General features: G+C 37.5%; 17 protein-coding genes and 2 tRNA genes. 6 read left to right on the top strand and 13 right to left on the bottom strand.

The genetic code is table 11. The features are described from left to right. Positions 1 to 29 precede the first annotated feature (29 nt). Positions 30 to 527 carry an HNH endonuclease gene (locus H6F32_RS07760; RefSeq protein ID WP_190368782.1) on the top strand — a complete coding sequence of 166 codons (498 nt, stop codon included), beginning with the start codon at positions 30 to 32 and terminating at the stop codon, positions 525 to 527. A 579-nt stretch (positions 528 to 1,106) separates the two neighbouring features. On the opposite strand, the gene H6F32_RS07755 is transcribed toward H6F32_RS07760, so the two are convergent. Then, entirely contained in the window at positions 1,107 to 1,571 is a 465-nt protein-coding gene (locus H6F32_RS07755; RefSeq protein ID WP_190368781.1) for an SRPBCC family protein, read from the bottom strand. A 67-nt stretch (positions 1,572 to 1,638) separates the two neighbouring features. After that, positions 1,639 to 3,087 carry a GTP-binding protein gene (locus H6F32_RS07750; RefSeq protein ID WP_190368748.1) on the bottom strand — a complete coding sequence of 483 codons (1,449 nt, stop codon included), beginning with the start codon at positions 3,085 to 3,087 and terminating at the stop codon, positions 1,639 to 1,641. Between the two features lie 509 nt (positions 3,088 to 3,596). On the opposite strand from H6F32_RS07750, the gene H6F32_RS07745 reads away from it, so the two are divergent. Together H6F32_RS07745 and murD are read left to right on the top strand one after the other, a co-directional pair. Continuing rightward, positions 3,597 to 5,255, top strand: coding sequence for a DUF1565 domain-containing protein (locus tag H6F32_RS07745; protein ID WP_190368747.1), 1,659 nt, complete (start codon positions 3,597 to 3,599; stop codon positions 5,253 to 5,255). Positions 5,256 to 5,580: 325 nt separating this feature from the next. Beyond that, the gene (gene murD, locus H6F32_RS07740) at positions 5,581 to 6,960 is read left to right on the top strand and encodes a UDP-N-acetylmuramoyl-L-alanine--D-glutamate ligase (protein ID WP_190368746.1); all 1,380 of its coding nucleotides are present in this window, start codon (positions 5,581 to 5,583) and stop codon (positions 6,958 to 6,960) included. A gap of 246 nt (positions 6,961 to 7,206) precedes the next feature. Here the strand turns inward: murD and H6F32_RS07735 are convergent, their stop codons facing one another. From H6F32_RS07735 to H6F32_RS07710, 6 genes are all read right to left on the bottom strand, one after another. After that, positions 7,207 to 7,893: a conjugal transfer protein TrbI gene (locus H6F32_RS07735; protein WP_190368745.1), complete on the bottom strand. Its 687-nt coding sequence runs from the start codon at positions 7,891 to 7,893 to the stop codon at positions 7,207 to 7,209. A 278-nt stretch (positions 7,894 to 8,171) separates the two neighbouring features. Then, entirely contained in the window at positions 8,172 to 8,309 is a 138-nt protein-coding gene (locus H6F32_RS07730; protein WP_190368744.1) for a zinc ribbon domain-containing protein, read from the bottom strand. A 314-nt stretch (positions 8,310 to 8,623) separates the two neighbouring features. Next, positions 8,624 to 8,830, bottom strand: coding sequence for a phycobilisome linker polypeptide (locus H6F32_RS07725; protein WP_190368743.1), 207 nt, complete (start codon positions 8,828 to 8,830; stop codon positions 8,624 to 8,626). A 265-nt stretch (positions 8,831 to 9,095) separates the two neighbouring features. Beyond that, positions 9,096 to 9,581, bottom strand: a complete 486-nt coding sequence (apcB, locus tag H6F32_RS07720) for an allophycocyanin subunit beta (protein ID WP_190368742.1) — start codon at positions 9,579 to 9,581, stop codon at positions 9,096 to 9,098. 69 nt (positions 9,582 to 9,650) lie between these two features. Beyond that, on the bottom strand, positions 9,651 to 10,136 hold the full coding sequence (gene apcA, locus H6F32_RS07715; RefSeq protein WP_190368741.1) for an allophycocyanin subunit alpha: 486 nt from the start codon (positions 10,134 to 10,136) through the stop codon (positions 9,651 to 9,653). A gap of 273 nt (positions 10,137 to 10,409) precedes the next feature. After that, on the bottom strand, positions 10,410 to 13,799 hold the full coding sequence (locus H6F32_RS07710) for a phycobilisome rod-core linker polypeptide (RefSeq protein WP_190368740.1): 3,390 nt from the start codon (positions 13,797 to 13,799) through the stop codon (positions 10,410 to 10,412). 1,064 nt (positions 13,800 to 14,863) lie between these two features. On the opposite strand from H6F32_RS07710, the gene purF reads away from it, so the two are divergent. Next, on the top strand, positions 14,864 to 16,348 hold the full coding sequence (gene purF / locus H6F32_RS07705) for an amidophosphoribosyltransferase (RefSeq protein WP_190368739.1): 1,485 nt from the start codon (positions 14,864 to 14,866) through the stop codon (positions 16,346 to 16,348). Between the two features lie 207 nt (positions 16,349 to 16,555). Here purF and H6F32_RS07700 read toward each other — a convergent pair whose 3' ends face one another. Beyond that, a complete protein-coding gene (locus H6F32_RS07700) occupies positions 16,556 to 16,807 on the bottom strand; it encodes a hypothetical protein (protein ID WP_190368738.1) in 252 nt (83 codons plus the stop codon). A 282-nt stretch (positions 16,808 to 17,089) separates the two neighbouring features. Here H6F32_RS07700 and H6F32_RS07695 point away from each other — a divergent pair, with 282 nt between their 5' ends. Both H6F32_RS07695 and H6F32_RS07690 read left to right on the top strand, forming a co-directional pair. Beyond that, entirely contained in the window at positions 17,090 to 17,506 is a 417-nt protein-coding gene (locus H6F32_RS07695; protein ID WP_190368737.1) for a BlaI/MecI/CopY family transcriptional regulator, read from the top strand. Between the two features lie 7 nt (positions 17,507 to 17,513). Next, positions 17,514 to 18,347: a M56 family metallopeptidase gene (locus H6F32_RS07690; RefSeq protein ID WP_190368736.1), complete on the top strand. Its 834-nt coding sequence runs from the start codon at positions 17,514 to 17,516 to the stop codon at positions 18,345 to 18,347. 301 nt (positions 18,348 to 18,648) lie between these two features. Here H6F32_RS07690 and H6F32_RS07685 read toward each other — a convergent pair. The 4 genes from H6F32_RS07685 to H6F32_RS07670 all read right to left on the bottom strand — a co-directional run bounded on the left by H6F32_RS07685 (position 18,649) and on the right by H6F32_RS07670 (position 20,310). Beyond that, positions 18,649 to 18,720 (bottom strand) — tRNA-Thr (locus H6F32_RS07685). A 93-nt stretch (positions 18,721 to 18,813) separates the two neighbouring features. After that, positions 18,814 to 18,896: transfer RNA gene (locus H6F32_RS07680), tRNA-Tyr, on the bottom strand. A gap of 119 nt (positions 18,897 to 19,015) precedes the next feature. Next, positions 19,016 to 19,843, bottom strand: a complete 828-nt coding sequence (locus H6F32_RS07675) for a DUF6816 family protein (protein WP_190368735.1) — start codon at positions 19,841 to 19,843, stop codon at positions 19,016 to 19,018. 59 nt (positions 19,844 to 19,902) lie between these two features. Continuing rightward, positions 19,903 to 20,310 carry a ChuX/HutX family heme-like substrate-binding protein gene (locus tag H6F32_RS07670; RefSeq protein ID WP_190368734.1) on the bottom strand — a complete coding sequence of 136 codons (408 nt, stop codon included), beginning with the start codon at positions 20,308 to 20,310 and terminating at the stop codon, positions 19,903 to 19,905. Between the last annotated feature and the right edge of the window lie 359 nt (positions 20,311 to 20,669).

Raw genomic sequence — 20,669 nt, 5'->3', positions numbered from 1 at the left:
TGCCCAAAACTAATCCAAACCTAATACCAATGGGGAAGGTCTTAGTCCTAAACGCATCCTATGAGCCGCTTAACATCACCAACTGGCGACGTGCTGCGGTTTTACTGATTAAAGGTAAAGCAGAACGCTTAGAACATAATGGGAAATGCCTCTACACGGGTTTTCCCCTACCAACCGTGATCCGGTTGCGTCATTACGTTCGTGTTCCTTACAAGGAAATTCCTTTAACTCGCCGAAATATCTTACATCGTGATGGTCATACTTGCCAATACTGTGGTTACGCAGGGGATGAGTTGACCCTAGATCACGTATTACCGCGATCGCGTGGCGGTGGCGATTCCTGGGAAAATATTGTTACGGCTTGTGTGCGCTGCAATATCAAAAAGGGCAATCGTACACCTCAAGAAGCGCGTATGCCTTTACGGCATCCCCCTAGACAACCTCACAGTAGCCTTTACTTTGAGGTGACAAAACACGTGAAAAGTGGGCTTCATCAAGAGTGGCAAAAGTATGTCATCGGCCTTTGATGTAGTTCTAAAACATGACATAACATCAAAACTAAATTACTTCAGGCAAAACGACATTGTGGTCATTTACTATTGACTGCATTCAATGGTAATCTACACAAGCACGTTTTATACCCATTGGCTTACTTATAATTTTTAGTAAGCTAACGGTTTTTTGTGCCCAAATTTTATTTTTATGCCCAAAGATATTACAGCTTTCACACAGATTAATAATTATATCTCATAATTTTTTAATTTGCAAGTTATATAGTAAATTTTTCTTAACGGTTGAAAAGAGGGTTGAAGATGAGATTTGGCAATCATTTGAGAAAATAAGGTGGTAAAAAAATAGGGACCAGAAAAACCCGTCTTTTGAGGTTTTTGGCGATTAACTTCCGATCCGATGGCTACGGTGAACGAAGCTATCGCTCAAAAATCATCAAAAAATCATCTGAAAATGCCCAAAAGCTATACTCTATATTTGGTTGATTCTGTCAATGTGTAGATTCTATAATTAAATAATACCCTTACCCAATTTTACCTCATTTTGTGGCTTAAATTAGATAAATAGATAAAAATTGCTGTAATAATAGTAAATTATTAATGTGGACGTTCTGCGACCTGTTTAAGTCTTTGTAATTGTGCCTCCATATCTTTTTGTGTCCAAGATAGGGCAAATTTATTAAATCCCCAACTGATGATAGGGTTAGGAATAGAATACTCAAAGCGATTAATTAGTAATGTGCAGGGCAACAATGTATGATCATTTAATGGTTGACATTCCCAGCGATCGCACCCTTGAAAAAAACCCTCAAAACCCCAAACTATTAAACCAGGTTGTCTTTCCACAACTACAACATTTAAGGTTGGGTATAATAGAGGCACTTGAATGATAAAACGACTGTGACTACCAACTTCTGTACTCCATATTTCGTCTACGGGTTCACATCGCAGTACAGGGTTTAGCCACTGGTGCATTAGATGTAACTCAGTGATACACTGTTCCACAATGGTAGATGATGTATTAATTATAACAGATTGTTCTAATATTTGGGAAGATGTCATAATTGGTAATTGGGTAAAATGTAATTCTGCTGACTCCTGTAAAGGCGAACGGCCGTTCCCTCTCCTTTTATACTTGATTTCTTGCATTAACTTTAGTGAGTAGTTCATCTTTAATGCGATTTAAAATAGAAGTTTCATCTAAAGTTGACAAAATACGATTTACTACTGCCTTTGGTCCATCTGGTCCCCAAGTTGCACCATTAGCTAAATATGCTTTTGTAACTTGTCCGATACCATAGGATGATACACCGGCCACTCCTGCCTGTGTCATAGCAACGGATAAATACGGACCTAATGCTATTCCTCCTGTGGCAGTTGCGGATATTCCCAATAAAGTTTTTAATCCACTTAATCCTAAATTAGCAAATAACTCACTAGCAGCAATACCTCCCATACTCATAGCAATCTTTTGTAAAAGTTGTACAGCACCGGCTTCTGTCATAGAAATATGATAAAGTTTAGATAAGCCTAAAATCAGGGAAATATCAATAATTACTGCACTTAGGATATCTACTACTGTAACAGGATTGAGAGCGATCGCCAATGCTTTAGTAATCACAGCTTTCCAAATTAACTTATTAGCTTGTTCTTCTCTAATCATTAACTTACGTTGAATAATTTGGTCATTGACCACATCCGCATATAGCATAGTATTCAAAGCTACTAAAGCCTTACCTTCACGATGGAGAATTTCCAATATCTTCAACTTCAAATCATCAACTTGAGAATTACCGCGTTCTAATTTTACCCCCATAGTACCATCAGGACGACGTACAGCCCGTTTAACCATAGGGCAAGCAGAGGCCATAACTATTTCATCAGGAGAAAGTAACTCTCTGACACGATCATCGCGTATTTTCTCATAAATTGCTAATCTATCCGCTTGAGGATATTGATCAACTTTATTAAACACTAGAATGATTGGTTTACCGAATTGTCGTAATTGAGATAAAGCCATTTGTTCTATTTTTGTCATATCTCCAGAAATAACAAACAGAATTAAATCAGCCTGTTTAGCAATTTGTTCAGCTAAAGCCGCACGAGTTTCTCCGTCTACCTCATCTAAACCTGGAGTATCAATTAATTCCACCTGAGACTGTCCCAAAGTAGGTAAAGTTACCTTGAGACTACCTAAAGCCTCCTCCCGAATACTCCAATTTACCGTTTGTGCATCACGAGTGACACCATGTAAAGGACCAGTTGTAAAAACATCTTCTCCAACCAAAGCATTTAGTAAAGAAGACTTACCACGTCCTACCATACCAAAAACAGCTATTTGTACTACCATGCTTTCTAACTTATCTAGCATAGTTTCTAAATCCATAATTGTTACTTCTAAGCCCAATTTTTCATGAGGAGAAAGATCAAGATTATTTACTAAATTACGTAATGCTGTTTTAGCCTGTTTATAATTAAGTTCAGCTTGAATATCATCAAAAGAGAAAATAGCGTGATCTAGTTCTTCTTCCCAGTTTTCTTCATACTGGGGTTGGGGTTCAGGCATTGGATAATTCATAAGATTTGCAAAATATAACTATGACAAAATACACATTAAAACTACACATTAGACATAGGAGTGAAAATGAATGTAGGGAGAATTAATGAATTGTCCCTAGAAGGGGTTTCAAATTACGCACATTGAATTACCACAGGACATCTATTAAATAGATAACATTACATATAAGCAATATATTAAAGTTTTTTTAATTTTTCCATAACTTATGGAGAGATATATTATCATACCATAATATGTATTTAGTGTATATTTGCTAATGATCAAATAAGAGTTTATGATCAAGGAAATAGATATAGACTAATTGTCAATACTTAAATGCCATTTAATTATGCTTTTCCTACTATTAATATTTGCTACATTTAGATAACCAAAGTTTTACAGTAGAAAAACTTATAGTTACCAGATTCAAAAATCTCGGAAAATAAACGGATAATTCAAGAACAGACATGAAAAACTTTAAAGTATAACAATCCAAAATCTACAATTATTATCGGAGCGTGTGATCTATTATGTCTTTAGAAAAAATTGTGAATATCCTATTTCAATCTGTAAATGGTTCAGTTTACCCCTTAACTGTAGTGGGAATAAGTGTTATATGCTTATTAGGTAGTAACTCCCATAGTAGTAGGGCTCAAACCCCTAGACGAGTTGCACAAATCATCAAAAATCACCAAAATACTCATCCAGCAAATCTCTTCTTTGTACATCCCCATATAGGAAATGATAGCACTGGTAACGGTACTGAAAACGCACCCTGGCAAACCATCACTCATGCCTTAAATAATGCAACTTCCAATAGTATAATTATCCTCGCTGACGGCACTTATAGTACCCAGTCAGGAGAAGTTTTTCCCTTAATTGTTAAACCAGGTGTAGCCATTCAAGGTAATATTACTAACAAGGGTAAATCTGTAATTATTCATGGAGGTGGACAATATCTCAGTCGTAGTTTTGGATCACAAAATGTAGCTATAGTTACCAAGGATCAAAGTCGTGTTAGTGGAGTTACAGTAATTAACAACAACAGTCGTGGTTTTGGATTATGGATTGAATCAAATAATAGTATAGTGCAAGAAAATATATTTACTCAAAATACACAAGATGGTATTGCTGTAGCAGGTAATGCCACAGCAAATATTAGCAATAATTATTTTTATCGCAATGGAGCCAATGGAATAACAATTTCTGGTAATGCTCGTCCGGAAATTCGGGAAAATGTGTTTCAAGATACTGGTTTTGGTATTAATATTATCGCAAATGCCGCACCGTTGATCACAGGAAATAAAATAAAAAGTAATCGTTCTGGCGTGATAGTTCAAGCAAATTCTACACCGATATTAAGAGGTAATACCATTGAAAATAATAGAGAAGATGGTTTAGTAGTAATTGCCCAAGGAAGACCAGATTTAGGTAGTAGTAATGATCCAGGAAGAAACTTATTTAAAAGTAATAAACGTTATGATATTAATGCTAAATCTGCAAAACTAGTAATTTTTGCGAGTGGTAATAATTTAGCTACTAATCGTATTCGCGGTAAATTGGACTTCAGTGGTGTAAACCGAGCTAAAAGTCAGGTTGATTCTCAACGCCAAGAAAAAAGAAATATTTCTCCTAGTAAACAAACTTTTCAACAGCCAAATAATCGTAGTTCTAATCAATTACCACCATTACCTAATTCTGTGATAAATAGTAATTTAGAACAGTATAGTCCACAAAAACAAGCCCAATTATTTGGAACTAATATTAATAGTACCCAAAATGATACGGGCGTAATTGAATTTGTTGCACCACAAGCAAGGAAACCGACTAATCTTTCTCAAGATTTAGGAACAATTAAACCTAATTCAAACGTGAAAAATAACGGGGAAGTTGAAACTTATCAAACCTATGAAAATCCTGATCCAGTAGTGAGAAATACTGGAAAGATAGAGAATTTTCCACGTTATCGAGTTAGTAGAACAATTCCACGCTATCGGGTATTAGTGTTAGTAAATAATCAACAACAAATGCAGTTATTAAGTGACTTATCTAAAGATGCTTTTCCTAGAGTTTGGAGAGGTCAACAAGTGATTCAAGTTGCGGTATTTAGTAATTCAGATAATGCACGTTCTATGATGATGAATTTAGCAAATCGTGGGTTACAAGCAGTAATTGAACCAGTAAATTAGGTAATTTCTGATCAGGAGTCAGTAGGGGTTTAGCAGTAGTTATTGGTATCAACTTAGGCTAAAACTCTGGATAAAAATGACGGGAACAAAGGCACTTCGCATAGGCATCGTCAACAAAGAGGTCGCTTTTGTAACTCCTTTAAATATCATCAGGACTTACGCAACTGGCACATTGGGTCAGTGAAGCGTCAAGAATCACCGCGCCTTTAGATCGGTAAGTATATCAAGGATGATTCCTCCAGAATGATTTTTTATGAAACAAGTGTGATTTTTGCTATAATTTAGGTTAGGATAGTGTAGCTTAACCAGGGATTTTATACAGTCTATGCCACAAGCCTTATTGATTGGATTAGGAAAGTCCGGTGTTGCTGGGGCAAGATTGTTGCAACGGGAAGGTTGGGAGGTTGAACTTTGTGATAGTAGCACCTCCTCAACTCTTCTTAAACACCAACAACAACTCGCTACAGAACAAATCACTGTTAAACTTGGCTGCATACCAGCACTAGATCCTCCTTTACCTGATCTTATTGTAGTTAGTCCAGGTGTACCTTGGGATATTCCTCTTTTAATCAAAGCTAGACAGCTAGGCGTTGAAACTATTGGCGAAATAGAACTAGCTTGGCGTAAGTTAAAAAATATACCTTGGGTTGCTATTACTGGTACAAATGGTAAAACCACTACTACCACACTGACAGCAGCGATTTTTCAAACCGCAGGATTAAACGCTCCGGCCTGTGGTAATATAGGTTACGCTGCTTGTGAAGTAGCATTATATCAGCACAATTTACCAACTAAATTAGATTGGATAGTTGGGGAAATTAGCAGTTATCAAATAGAGTCTTCCTCTACTTTATCGCCACAAATTGGCATTTTTACAACCTTTACACCGGATCATTTAGCAAGACATAAAACTCTCGAAAACTATTATAATATTAAAGCTAAATTGCTGAAAAGTTCCCAGCAACAAATATTAAATGGTGATGATGCTTATTTGCATAATTTGGGTTTAGAATATTGGCCAGATGCTTATTGGACTAGTGTTAAAGGTGCAAAATTCCTCATTGGTGAAAAAGGGTTTTATATTGAAGATGGTTGGGTTATAGAAAAACTTAGTGCTGATGCAACACCACAACAAATAGTTCCTACTTCTGCTTTAAAAATGGTGGGAGAACATAATTTACAAAATTTGTTAATGTCTGTGGGAGCAGCGAGATTAGCTAATATTAATATAGAGGCAATTAACGAAGCTGTGATAAAATTCCCAGGTGTATCTCATCGTTTAGAGTATATTTGTACATGGGAAAATATTGACTTTATTAATGATAGTAAAGCCACCAATTATGACGCGGCTGAAGTTGCTTTGGCATCGGTAAAAAGTCCGGTAATTTTAATTGCTGGAGGAGAAGCTAAAGCAGGAGATGAGAAAGCATGGATAGAAAAAATCAAAAGTAAAGCAGTCGCAGTTTTATTAATAGGAAGTGCTGCTACGTTTTTTGCAGAAAAATTAAAAAATTCAGGATATGATCATTTTGAAATTGTGGAAACAATGGAAAATGCTGTTATTAGATCTGCAGAATTAGGTAAAAAATATCAAGCATCCGTGGTATTATTATCACCGGCCTGCGCTAGTTTTGATCAATATCCTAATTTTGAAAAAAGGGGAGACCATTTTCGACAATTATGTGAAGAAATACTACGTTCATAGTTGAATTTTAGCTGATTTAATTCATAGATACAGCACTTTTGGAGTAAATGAGGTACACCAATTTTAGAAGGTAGTTTTAAAAATTGTTCAATCTGTGACTGTACCTCATACACCTCTAACCTGCTGTAACACATTATATGTGGATGAGGTACAAAATTACCTAGTAAGTATACTACCGACACCCTACGAGAAGGCACTACAAGGGTTTTATAATTAATACCTGTACCTCACTGATAACTGATAGCTTTAATTAGTAGCTAAGATCAAATTACTAGTGAGAGTAATATCTAAATTATCTTCTGGTTTAATAACAAAAACTTCAGCTTTTTGTTTTCTTAAAAATACACTAGCTAAAGCACCTGCTGCGGCACCACCAACTGGTTCTAAAACTTCAATTTTTTTGTTACCAGTGACTAATGAGATTAATGTAGCAGCACCAGCGCCAATAGCAGCATCTGTAAGTATTTTGCCAGTATTTGTCCCTTTAGTAATAATTTCTGTTTTGGTAAATATTTGAGAGGAAGCGGAAATTGTTTGTCTCTTTCCCGATGGAAATACTAATTCACTGGCTACAAAACGTACACCTTGCTTGTTATTTGTCGAAGATGTAGTATTGGCATTGACCGGTTGTAATTCACCGATCACTTGACTATTGACAGGTATTAAAATATTCCGGTTTCTGTCAATAATATCATTAGCTATTTTTAATGTGAGTGCTAATTTTTCTCCAGGTGTGACAATGACTTTTTCTTTGTCGTATTTTACTGGTAATGTGACATTAGCAGGAATAGTGACTGTGCGATTTTGATTGAGATTATAAGTTTGTGCTTGGGCTGGATTAAGGTAAAACAGGGGGGTAGCTGCACTTGTAGTAATGGCTATGGCCATGAGTGCAGCACTGGTATTTTGCCAACGAATAGAATGACTCTTCATGGTTTTGCGGATAATGTGTATCATGGGTAAGATGACGTGAATGATTGAAGATTGTTTCTGAGTCAGGTTTTAGCTCTAAGCTATCAGCTGATACAAAAAAGCTAACTAATGGTAACAAAAGTTCCCTTTTTCTTCCTGCTTTATCTTAGAAGTGTCGGCACTATCCAGTCCACCGGCTAACAGGGTTAATCTAACCACTTCTTTTTTTAAATTTGTTGCCGCGTTTCAATCTCTGTCACACTCAAAACCGCATTTACCACATTTAAACACTCTCTGTGTTAGTGGTAATTGAGATTTTTCTCTCCACAATCAGGGCAAGTTTTACTGCTAGGATAAAATCTATCTACAACTACTAACTTACTGCCATATAGTTGTGTTTTATATTCTAACTGCTTTCTGAATTGATCAAATCCCATATCCCTTCAGCTTAACAAAAGATTTTTGGTGTGAGACTTGCGTCGGTCCTAAAAAACTAAAAATACAACAGTTTCCGTTATTATGAGGTACAGATGTTAATGATAAAACCCTTGTAACACAGGCATCTTGCTGTGTTCATAGTGTACCTCATGTAGATGGAATGTGCTGTAAGTGCAGAAAATCACTGCTAAACCCTCAAACTTAGCACTTCACACTCCGCATACCGATAAAAAAGAGGTCATCCCTGACCCCTGGAAAATCTGATAAAATAAACTCACAAATTATATCTGATTTATAACTGAATTTATAACAATTACAGCAAACCAGTGTTAGTACCTTGCTTACCAGTAGCTAATTCAACTTTAACAATCTTGCCACCCATTTTTTGAATCCGTTGTTGTTCACGGAACCAGTTTTCATAAGGAACTAACTTTGTAAAATAAGTATTTTGTAATTCGCGTTGGGTGCGAGTGCGAGTTAAGCTAGGAACACAAGCAGTTACTTTAAATAAACGAGCCATTTTCTTTTTAATCTCCTGATAATGTTGGGAAATTTGGAAACTTTTGTATCTCAAACTTATCTCAAATTTATCTCAAAAATCTTGAGTAATATCTTGAGTGAAAATCTTTAATTATTTTTTCCAAAGTCCGAAAATCAATCATCAATACTAGACTGCTAACACTTACAATCAATCAGCAAGAGAACTTTCTGGCACTGATAATTGATTTTCAGACTTAATCAGTCGCACCTAAATCACTGAGCAATAACTAAGTGCAAACCCACTCTTAGCTCAAGCCAGAGGAGATATAGTCTAAGTAAACGCCCATTTCCTTACCAGCGTCAGGACCAACCAAACTAGCAGTTACTTCTTTGATAGCTTGGATAGCAGAAACGGTAGCACCAACGGGAACGCCTAAAGAGTTGTAGGTTTCTTTTAAACCGTTTAATACACGCTCTTCAAGAATAGAGGTGTCGCCGGCTAACATAGCGTAGGTAGCATAACGCAAGTAGTAATCCAAGTCACGGATACAAGCTGCGTAACGGCGAGTGGTGTACATATTACCACCGGGACGGGTGATATCAGAGTACAACAAAGATTTAGCTACAGCTTCTTTAACGATCGCAGCAGCATTAGCGCTGATGGTGCTTGCGGCACGAACGCGAAGTTCACCAGTAGCGAAGTAGCCTTTGAGCTTTTCTAAAGCAGAGGTATCAAGGTATTTACCTTGAACGTCGGAGGAATTAATTACAGAGGTAATTGCGTCTTGCATTGTTGTTATATCCTTATTTCCAAATTGATTGCAAAAGGTTTCAGTTTATACAGCTATCTTAGCTTCAACTTACGCCATTGCACCAACAACGTAGTCGAAGTAAGCACCAGCTTCAGCAGCGTCATCAGTAGATAACAAGGTAGAAGCAACGCTCTTCATAGCAGCAACGCCACCAGCAACAGCATCAATGGGAGTGCCTAAAGATTTGTACATTTCACGTACACCAACGATACCAATTTCTTCGATGGGGGTAACATCGCCAGAAACGATTCCGTAGGTTACAAGACGCAAGTAGTAGTCGAGGTCACGAAGGCAGGTAGCGGTCATTTCTTGTCCGTAAGCGTTTCCACCTGGAGAAACAACATCAGGACGTTTTTGGAACAATTGGTCGCCAGCTTGCTTAACAATGCGCTCGCGGTTGTCAGTTAAAACTTGAGCGATGCGGAGACGTTGTGCGCCACCACCAACAAAGCTCTTAATACGATCTAATTCGCCGGGGCTGAGGTAGCGAGCTTCTGCATCAGCATTCACGATAGCTTTCGTGACGATACTCATTAATGGATTCCTCCAAAACTAATGAACCTGAACTTAAAAATGGTAACACTATATTGACTATAGTGGTTAACTCAGTTGAGGTAATTACACAAGCAACTGGGAAAACTCAATTACCTTACGAAAATTATTCTCTGACATTATGGTGAGCATTTATGACAGTTCTTAATATTTTGTAATATTAATTTTCAGATTTGCTCATTTTTAGGGAACAGGAAACAGGGAGAAAATTATTTATTCTGACTCCTGAGTCCTGACTCCTCGATCTCCTGACAGCTATCTGCTATTAGAACGACCTGTTAATACGGCAGGAGATAAACTAGACCAAGATTGTTTAACTAGATCAGTTTGTGCTTCTACGCTACCCAAGTAGTTACCGGCAGGTAAGGAGGGGAAACGGTTATAAGGTACAACGTCTTCACCGAAGTAACGAGCGTATTCTGGACTATTAACCATTGTCTCCACAGCCGCACGTAAACCGCTATCCGCCAATATCTTGTTATATTGACGAATTTCACCTTGGGTTGCTGGTGCGCGTCCTAAAATGTGACGGAAGAGGAACTCGATAACTTTGGTGTTGGGATAAGGTGTATAGAACCGTTTCCGATAAATTTCTGAACTTGCTAATTCCAGCACAAACTCACGCACGGTAATTTCACCATTACGCAGTTTGCTGTCTAAGTCAGAACGACGCAAATATTCAGGAACTTGACCACTAAATACGTCCATTACTTGAACGTAGATAGCGTTAATTACTTGATTGGTTTCAGCAGAGTTTGTACCAGTGGTAGCGCGATAAATGCGGGTTGGTCTACGACGACTTGTACCTACACCAACTTCTACTGATTGACCATTATCGTTGAAAGAGCGACCCAATTCAATAAACAAGGGTTTAGACCTGTCCATTTTCTTGGCTGCTGCTGCTAGGTCAGCGATCGCTTTACCTAACATTGGTGTATTCTCACTCTTAATCCGAGGCTTGACTGTTTCAAAGCTGGGTACAACCAAATCATCATTTTGTTTAGTTAGCTGGTTGTACAACTTCTCAGTATTGGGGAAGTTAGCCGCAGGTAAGGTGGGGAAACGACGATAGGGAACAGTATCTTCACCAAAGGCTTGGGCGTACTCTGCGCTATTGACCATCGCGCCAATAAATGCCTTAATACCTTGAGTTGCTAAAATTTGGTTATACTTGCGAATTTCCGCTTGATCAATAGGTGCGCGTCCTAAGAAGTGCTTAGTACCCAACTCAATTACTTTAGTATTAGGATAAGGTGTATAGAACTCCTTAGTGTACAGGTTCGAATAACCCACACCTTCAATAAATTCCTTCACGGAAATTTCGCCATTACCCAACTGAGTTTCTAAGACTGTAAACTCATTTTTCAGAACAAAGGGTGCGATATCCCGTTCAAAAATCTGACGATAAGCAGCAGCGATTAAAGTTTGTACTGCAACCTTGTCAACGGTATTAGCAACTAACTTAAATACCTTAGTTTGTTCACGCTGTTTAGTAACACCTTGGTTAATACGGAAGTCAATATCTGGCTGAGTCCGCATTTGGTCTGTCACTTCACCCAGTTCCACAAAGCGTGGAGTTTCTTCCTTCTCAACCTTATTGACATCTTCACGAATAGTACCAACGCGCAGTTGACGTAAAGATACACCCGCAGGAGTTAAATAGCGTTCATAAGGAACAGTGTCTTCGTTAAATGCTTCACTGTATTCCACACTGTCAATAATTGCATCTACAACAGCGTAAAAACCTTTCTTAGCAGCAATGTCGAAGTACTTATTGTTTTCTTGACGGCCGTAGGTAGGACGGCCTAATAAACGGCGGTGAATGTACTCAATGGACTTACACACATACAAAGAAGTCCAATACATTTTACGGAATAGGTCAGATTTCGCCAACATCCGTACAAACTCACGTACAGTAATTTCGCCATTTTCTAGCTTAATTTCTGCAACTTTTAGTCTTTGTCCTTCGTAAACATCACGACCAAAAACTTGTAAATATGTAGCTTTAATTACTGCTTGGGCAGAGCTTTCTGCGAATTTAACACTTAGACCTTTAGTACCTTTTTTACCAATTGCACCAGGTAATTGATCTAGTTTAAATACCTTAGCACCAAGAGTACCAGGGGCTACACCACGTGCATCGGGGTTACTGAGTTGGTTGTTAATACCAGGACCTTGGTGAATTAAGATCCGGCGGGTATCCTTACCAAAAGGTGCAGGACTGCTGCTGGGGTTGCGGGTTTCTTTGGGGAAAATCGCACCAAATTGGATTTCTAAAGGATCGTTACCAGAACCATAAGGATGTTGATCGGGTAATGGATTTTTGTAAGCTGCGAAAGTAGTAATAAATTGAGGAACTTTGCGGAAAGGTGCGCTGTATTTAAACAGGTCTTGCTGTTGTCCCCAGTTACGACATTCTTGGGCTTCTTGTCCTAAACCACGAATATAGGGAACGGTTTCTTCGCCGAAATAATCACTATACTCTCTAGAATCAACTAACGCATCCACTAAAGCAGGTAAACCACCGTTAGAAATAATCGCAAAGTATTTTTGTACTTCTTCTCGGCTGCTTGGTCCACGTCCTAAAATGTGACGGAAAGCTAACTCGATAACGCGACTGTTAATAAAGGGTTGGTAAAACTGTTTTTGGTAAAGGGGAGACTTAGCTAAACGACGGATAAACTCCTTCATGGAGATTGAACCGTTTTTCACTTTAGATTCTAAGTCAGAAATAGACAAGCTATACGCACGGGTAATATCACGCTCAAATACTTGACGGTAAGCTGCTTTTACAACTTCTGTTTTTTCCGCCGCAGATAAACCAGGCTTCATCACAAATTTAGGACGATTTTCGGCGGCGTTAAAGTAAATTTGAGGTAGTTGTAAACCTTGTTGATCTCCAGAAGGACGTTGACGAACTTTAGTAGATGGTGTAGGAGCTTGAAATTCTGTTAATAACACATCCATGTACTGAGTTACAATGTCTGTAGCTACAGCATCTTTACGAAAGTAGAACAAGGAAGCGGATTTAATTTCTTGTAAAGCAACTATGGTAGCTTCACCAGAACAAGCATTTTCAATAATTTCTCTTAATCCGCGTACATTCACAGAAATGATGTTAGGATCGCCAGCAACGATCGCATAAGTAGCATAGCGCAAGAACCAGGATAAGTCCCGTAAACTCTTGGCCATGTTGCTAGGACCATAACGAGCGACGTTAATGGGTCTAAAACCAGGAGGTGTGGGGCCCCCAGCGCTGGTGTTGAAGATGGAACGGAGACTTTCAAAGAAACCACCACGACTTTCAACGTAGGTGACTGTTCCTAGTTTCATTCCTTCTTGAACATCTCCACCGCCCACCATTGCCAGTTGTTGTTCTCTAGGCTTTTCTAGGAAGGCCATGGGAGAACCACCAACGAAAATCCGGTTAGCAGCACGAGAAACGATGATTTCAGAATTATCTGTGAGAATTTGAGCTATTTCCAGGCGTTTTGCTCCAGATGCAAAATAGCTTGCGAGTTCGCCCAGTTCTCCTGTTCCTAAGAAGCGATCCTGCTGTTCCGCTTGGGAAATAGTGGCTACAGGGAGGGTTTTATATAGTTGGGGACGCGCAACAGAGCTTCCACCACTTGCAGTAACACTCATCGGATGTTTAAAACTCCTAATAATAAGCGCTTATTTTTAAAATCTGAGTCGTTTTGGGCTTGACATATTTGTTGATATATGTATCAGAAATATTGCCTATAAGGTTGTCGGAAAACAACTCAGTCAGTTTTTAGATTAGAACGTTTTGCGTTGTCACTGTTAATTTATTAAGAATTGTGACAATTCTGAAATGTAACTTTGTAATTTGGAGGATCAGGTAATTGGGAATAGGGAATAGGGAACTGGGATCAGCGAATAAGTAAGTATTTATTATCATGGTAGTAATAGTTATAAAAATGTAAATTAAGGTGTTAGTTGCTGCAACAATGGCGATCGCTGTTGACAATTAATTGGCTATGACTTTTGTATGATAACAATTTCAGCCGTTCTTTATTATGGTTTATTGTTGAATTTCTAATTTATATATATATTACTAAGCTGATTTAATCCTCATATAGTTTATGTTTACTCTGGTTTTATTTATTGTCATTTTTATATAAATCTTTATAATTTTTTATTTATAATAAAAACCACTCATCTTATGTTTATTCATATTTATAATTTCTTTTGTTACTTTTAATATGATTATGCGATATAGATAATTCTTCCTCATCACCACAAAGATAACAGATTTTTTCGGAAGTGTCAAGGAGAAAATTTTTGGCAACCCCCCTTTTATTTATGCAAAATAGTATCTATGCGGCAATGTGTAGGGGGTTAGCACTGCTAAACCCAAGGAGTCAGGAGAATTATATTTTACCCAATAACCAATTACCAATTACCAATTACCTATTCCCTAATCTGAGAAAGTACGGTAATGTTTTAATGGATGGTTAAAGATTTATTAAGAATTTCACAACTATCCACCAAGATAGAATATGGCGACTAAGAACAGGAGTTCAGAAAACAGAAAACTATGGCAAAAAAGACAATAAATTAAGAAAACCGAAAAATATTGTTTCATACCATATATCAGGGAATATTCTGATAGAATGGCGTAAGCCATACTCCTGAAATTCTGAACTTCTGAATTTGATAGATACCTCACCAGGAGCAAAACCAGCATGATTCCTAACGATTCTGATATTTGTCATCAATCTATTGATATTAATAGTGATGAAAACTACCCCGATAAGCCCCAAGAAGCCTGTGGTGTTTTTGGTATTTACGCGCCAGAGGAGGATGTGGCTAAATTAACTTATTTTGGATTATATGCCCTTCAACATCGAGGTCAAGAATCAGCCGGTATTGCTACTTTTGAGGGTGATGTAGTACACCATCATAAAGATATGGGTTTGGTGTCTCAAGTTTTCAATGAACGGTTGTTAGAGGTCTTACCAGGAAATTTGGCTGTGGGACATACCCGTTATTCTACTACTGGTTCTAGTCGCAAGGTTAACGCTCAACCTGCTATTGTGGAAACTCGTTTAGGGGCATTAGCCTTAGCACATAACGGTAATTTAGTCAATACTATACAGTTAAAAGAAGAATTACTGAAAAATAATTGTAATTTGGTGACAAGTACAGATTCAGAAATGATTGCTTATGCGATCGCCCAAGAAGTTAATGCTGGTGCAGGTTGGGTAGATGCTGCTATTAAGGCTTTTCATCGTTGTCAAGGAGCATTTAGTTTAGCGATCGCTACCCCTGATGGCATTATGGGAGTCAGAGATCCTAATGGTATTCGCCCCTTGGTAATTGGGAAATTAGGAAATAACCCAGTACGTTATGTATTATCCTCGGAAACCTGCGGTTTAGATATTATTGGTGCTGAATATCTGCGGGATGTTCAACCTGGGGAACTAGTGTGGATTACTGAAAATGGCTTAGAATCAATTGCATGGAATCAAGAGCATCAACGCAAATTGTGTATCTTTGAAATGATATACTTTGCCCGTCCTGATAGTTTAATGCACAATGAAACATTATATAGCTATCGAATGCGGTTAGGAAGACAATTAGCCAAAGAATCACCTATAGAAGCAGATATAGTATTTGGTGTACCTGATTCTGGTATACCTGCGGCCATTGGTTTTTCTCAAGCATCAGGAATAGGTTATGGAGAAGGACTAATTAAAAATCGCTACGTCGGTAGAACATTTATTCAACCTACCCAAAGTATGCGAGAAACCGGCATTAAGATGAAATTGAACCCGTTAAAAGATGTCTTATTTGGTAAGCGAGTGGTAATAATTGATGATTCCATTGTCAGAGGAACTACTAGCAGAAAATTAGTTAAAGCGTTACGTGATGCGGGTGCAGCAGAAGTACACATGAGAATATCTTCTCCTCCTGTAACCCATCCTTGCTTTTATGGAATTGATACAGACACACAGGATCAATTAATTGCTGCAACAAAATCTGTAGAAGAGATAGCTAAACAGTTAGAAGTGGATAGTCTAGCTTATTTAAGTTGGGAAGGAATGTTATCAACCACTAGAGAAGATACAAATAGTTTTTGTTCTGCTTGTTTTACTGGTAATTATCCTGTAGCTATTCCTGAACAAGTGAAGCGTTCTAAATTGATGTTAGAAAAGGCTACAGTTTAGTATCATATTGTAGGGTAGGCATCTTGCCTACCTAAATTTGAGAATTGGAATTTACTAGACTATACTAATAATTAATCCCCTGATTTAATTGCTATGGTTGTCACACTTTCGACCTACAATATTACCTCGAAAATATTACCTGAAAATTTCATCTAACAGATTTTTACCTTCGATAAACTCTTGAATTAAATATAATCTTCCTTCTTGTTAAAAAAATACCAATAAATCAGGAATATGGGAATGTTTTCCTAAATCTCGCAGTCGAAAAGCCTCCTGTTTAAATAATTCTGTGGCTTTTTCTAAAGCAGCACTTCCTGACTGTTGGGGTAAAAATTGTTTGATGACACAGGGAGTATCTAATCTTTGTTCATCTGTTGCTTGAAAAGTGCGCCCAAACCCACCCTCTCCAATTAATCTAATAAGACGATATCTCTCACTTAATATCATTGTTATTGCCACAATGTTGACAAAAAATAGATGTGGGTGAATTTTCCTGTAAACAGTTAGGATTAACACATTTACTCATAGATGTAGATGGATCATTATATTGATAATAGTCGTATTATACCACTAAGCTAAGTACCTGAGAAGATACACAAGTAAATTTTTGTAAAGACTGTCAAGTTTGTATTAATGTCTCGCAACTTTTATCACGAAATATCAAGAAAATATTACAAAACATTTAACAATATGATCTGATAATCTAAATATATAAGTAACAAAACTATCTCATCTGCAAATATGCCACCTTTACCTGATTATCGTCCTAAACAATTATCTCTAGGTCCTTTAGAAGCGGAAATTCTAAACATTGTTTGGGACCTAAATACTGCTACGGTTAAAGATGTACACGATCGCATACTTTTAGATCCTAACCGCGAATTAGCTTATACTTCAGTAACTACTGTATTGCGTCGTCTCACGGATAAGGGTTGGTTAGCTTGCGATAAACAAGGTAAGGCTTTTTACTGGCGGCCATTACTCACCAAACAACAAGCAGAAGTGATTAAAGCCCATGAACAATTACAGCGATTTTTAGCAGTGGGAAATCCCGATGTTATCGCTGCTTTTGCAGATAGTTTAGATGAAGCAGCCAGTAATCAAATAGAAGCGATCGCTAAACGTATTCAAGCAGCACGACAAGCTAGGGGAGAATGACAATATTATGCACCTACTGATGATTCTCACTGCTATAACTATTGCCTATTGTTTGCGATATCTGGGAACAATACCGCAAGGTAATTGGCAAGTACGGTGGCAAAAAACACTGTTTTTATTTCTCTTTCCTCCCCTACTAATTTTTATGACGGCAAATGCTGTAATTTGCATGGGAACTCAAGGAACAATGGGAGGAATGGATACTGATTTATGGAGTTATGTACTTGCCTTAATTTTATTAGGTTTATTCCAAATTTTAGCTATTAAATTGGCCTACCAAGGTTGGAAAACTTTAAAATCAGCCCGTGAATACCCATTTCTACATCTTGGTAATCAACAAATTCGACTTATGCCTAATTCAGCCCTATTCGCTGGACAAATAGGTTTTTGGCAACCAGAGTTAGTAATTAGTCAAGGGCTACTACAAAAACTCTCTCCAGAACACCTAGAAACCGTTCTAGCCCACGAACAAGGGCATTACCATTATAGGGATACGTTCTGGTTTTTTTGGCTAGGTGTAGTTCGTTCTTGTACGGTTTGGTTGCCAAATACGGAAGTTTTATGGCAAGAATTACTCATGTTGCGAGAAATACGCGCGGATAATTATGCTGCATCACAAGTTGACCCTCTATTATTAGCTGAATCACTGTTATTAGTGGTTAGTAATAATAATCTTACTTCTGATATTTGTTGTGCTGCTTTGGGTGCTTCCTATCGTTTAGAACAGAGAATAGAAGCATTATTAACACCGTCAGAACCAATTACAGAAAGCAAATTACAATATTGGCAGATTTTTTTACTTGCTTTTGTACCGTTACTTACTGTAGTTTTTCATAGTTAACATCTCTACCATTTAATAAAACCTGCTACAATCTACTCAGGTAGAAATGATAAAGGCAAAACCTTTAATGGAGGCATTCCTCCTTTGCTGTATCCGCATTGGAGAATACTTTCCTATTTATTTTGCATCTCGATAAATTGGTGTTGTGATTGTTCTTAATCAATATTATACAGATTTACTCACTACTATTTCTATAAGAATGTACTAAATACATTTTAACAGCTTTGTCGAAATTTCGAGGCAGCTACCGCTTACTCCTTTCAACTCTGAAAGCTAAACACAGTCAGGATTTCCAATAAAAAGCCCGTGACGAGGATTGAACTCGTGACCTCACCCTTACCAAGGGTGTGCTCTACCACTGAGCCACACGGGCAAAAATCGTACTCATCTTTAGGATGTTAGGTTAAGAGTTGTAATCCTACTAAATATTTATCATAATTAGCGATTACAACCCCTAACTTGCAGGTGGGCCGAGCTGGATTTGAACCAGCGTAGGCGTAAGCCAACGGATTTACAGTCCGTCTCCTTTAACCACTCGGACATCGACCCGTTAATGTCCCACGATTAATAATAGTAGCGCTAATTTTTGGTTTTGGCAAGGGGTTGAGCAAAGTTTTTTTATAAATGCTCAATTCCTTGCTAGATAAGGTTTTCAGCTATGGACATCCTTAATATTCCTCTAGCGATCGCAATTTAGCAAATTTAAGATGATAACGATAAAGTGCTACTGGATGTAAACCAGCTTTAAAATAGTCAGGATCTTGGGGAGACAGATAAACGGATGTAACTTGATCTGCTGTAATACCAGCGTGAGAATTAGGAACTTGACTATAAGCAGTGGTAGATTCTACTGTGTTAAAATAGGGAACTGAACCACCTTTAAATAACTGTTGAAACACCTCTGCCGTAATAAATTTACCATCTATGGAGGTTTCTGTAGCACGACCAATTACATGAGAAACTAATTGGCGCTCATGGCGTAAAAATGTAATTTGTCGGTTAGGTGACTGGGGATCAATCTTTACAGCTAATACAGTTTCATCACCTAAATAAGCCCTAGTGATATTTAAGCTATTAAATGCTCGATCAGCTACTAATATTTCGCTGTCATTTCTGAGCAAATTATTCTGTATTGGGGGAATTATTCTCAGAGGATAATTACTAGTTTTCACTTTAATAAACCTGACAACAAAACTAATGGGTACATTTAATTGACTGCGATTACTTTCAAAACCTGGTGTCACTATATCTGGTGCTAAAGGTGCAGCTAAATCTATTAGTGTACTAGTAACTTTCCATGTTCCTGCCATCCAATCAGGATACAATAAATCTCCTTCAGGAAGTTTAACAGATGTTAATTTTTCCCACTGAGGAAACTTGTTTAAATGTTCTGATAATTCCCCTGCTAGTGCTTGATTATTTCCTAATAATATCAGGAATATCAAACAAGTTTGCAAAAGTAGTTTTAGTGTTTTTAAAGATGTTTTTATGTACATTTTTACTATGATTGACTAGGAAAATAATAGGATAACAGGCAAGATGCCTGTTTTATATTTTACAATGTTTCTAGTGGTAAAGGTGTCCAAATTTCGCCATATTTTTGTTTTAATATTTGCCAGTTTTCCACTTGTCCAGGTTCATATTCTCCTGGTTTTCCCCACTGTAAGAATATGCTTAATGCGGGTTTTTCTTCTTCATCTAAAAATCTAATTGCATAAGTGGTAAAGTTACCTCTTTTTGCTTCTCCTGTTTCAAATTTCACTTGTTTAATGCTGTCCATATTCAAATGAAATTCAAAGTTTTCTGTGTGCATATTCGCGTATTTACCTTTGGGTAATTCTGCATAAAATAGTTTTTCAATTTTACCTCTGAGTTCTAAAACTGCGGCGCTGCTGGTAACTATTAAACGCAATGTTCCTAAGTTTTCACAGGATTCTAAAAATTCTTTCAATGTTGTGCTCATAATTTATGCGTCAGATCAATTAGCTAAGGGAAAGGCAAGTTAATATATAACTTACACTTATAGGAGTTTATAACATCATTAGTTTTCAACTACTATCATATATATAACCCACATTCCGCACCCCAAACTGTCACAGAGGGAAATTACGTAGAGAAAAAATTAAAGGGAGCATCAAAACAAACATATAAAGTGAAAAAAGGCATTTGAGAAACAGTAAATCACCAAAAACGTCATCAAAACCTATTCTCAATAAGAAGCAATAAGAATGCACACCACCTGGAGAGGACAACAAATCTGTTCAGGATTTGGGAGTGTGCGTAAGCGTTGCGCTGCTGCAAGTATTTCACTGTTTTGGGATG

Origin of the sequence: Anabaena sp. FACHB-1237, from assembly GCF_014696225.1 — a bacterium.
In the GTDB taxonomy this organism is placed as follows: Bacteria; Cyanobacteriota; Cyanobacteriia; order Cyanobacteriales; family Nostocaceae; genus FACHB-1237.
The sequence above is the reverse complement of the archived record's forward strand: the minus strand, read 5'-3'. Positions and strand labels throughout refer to the sequence as shown.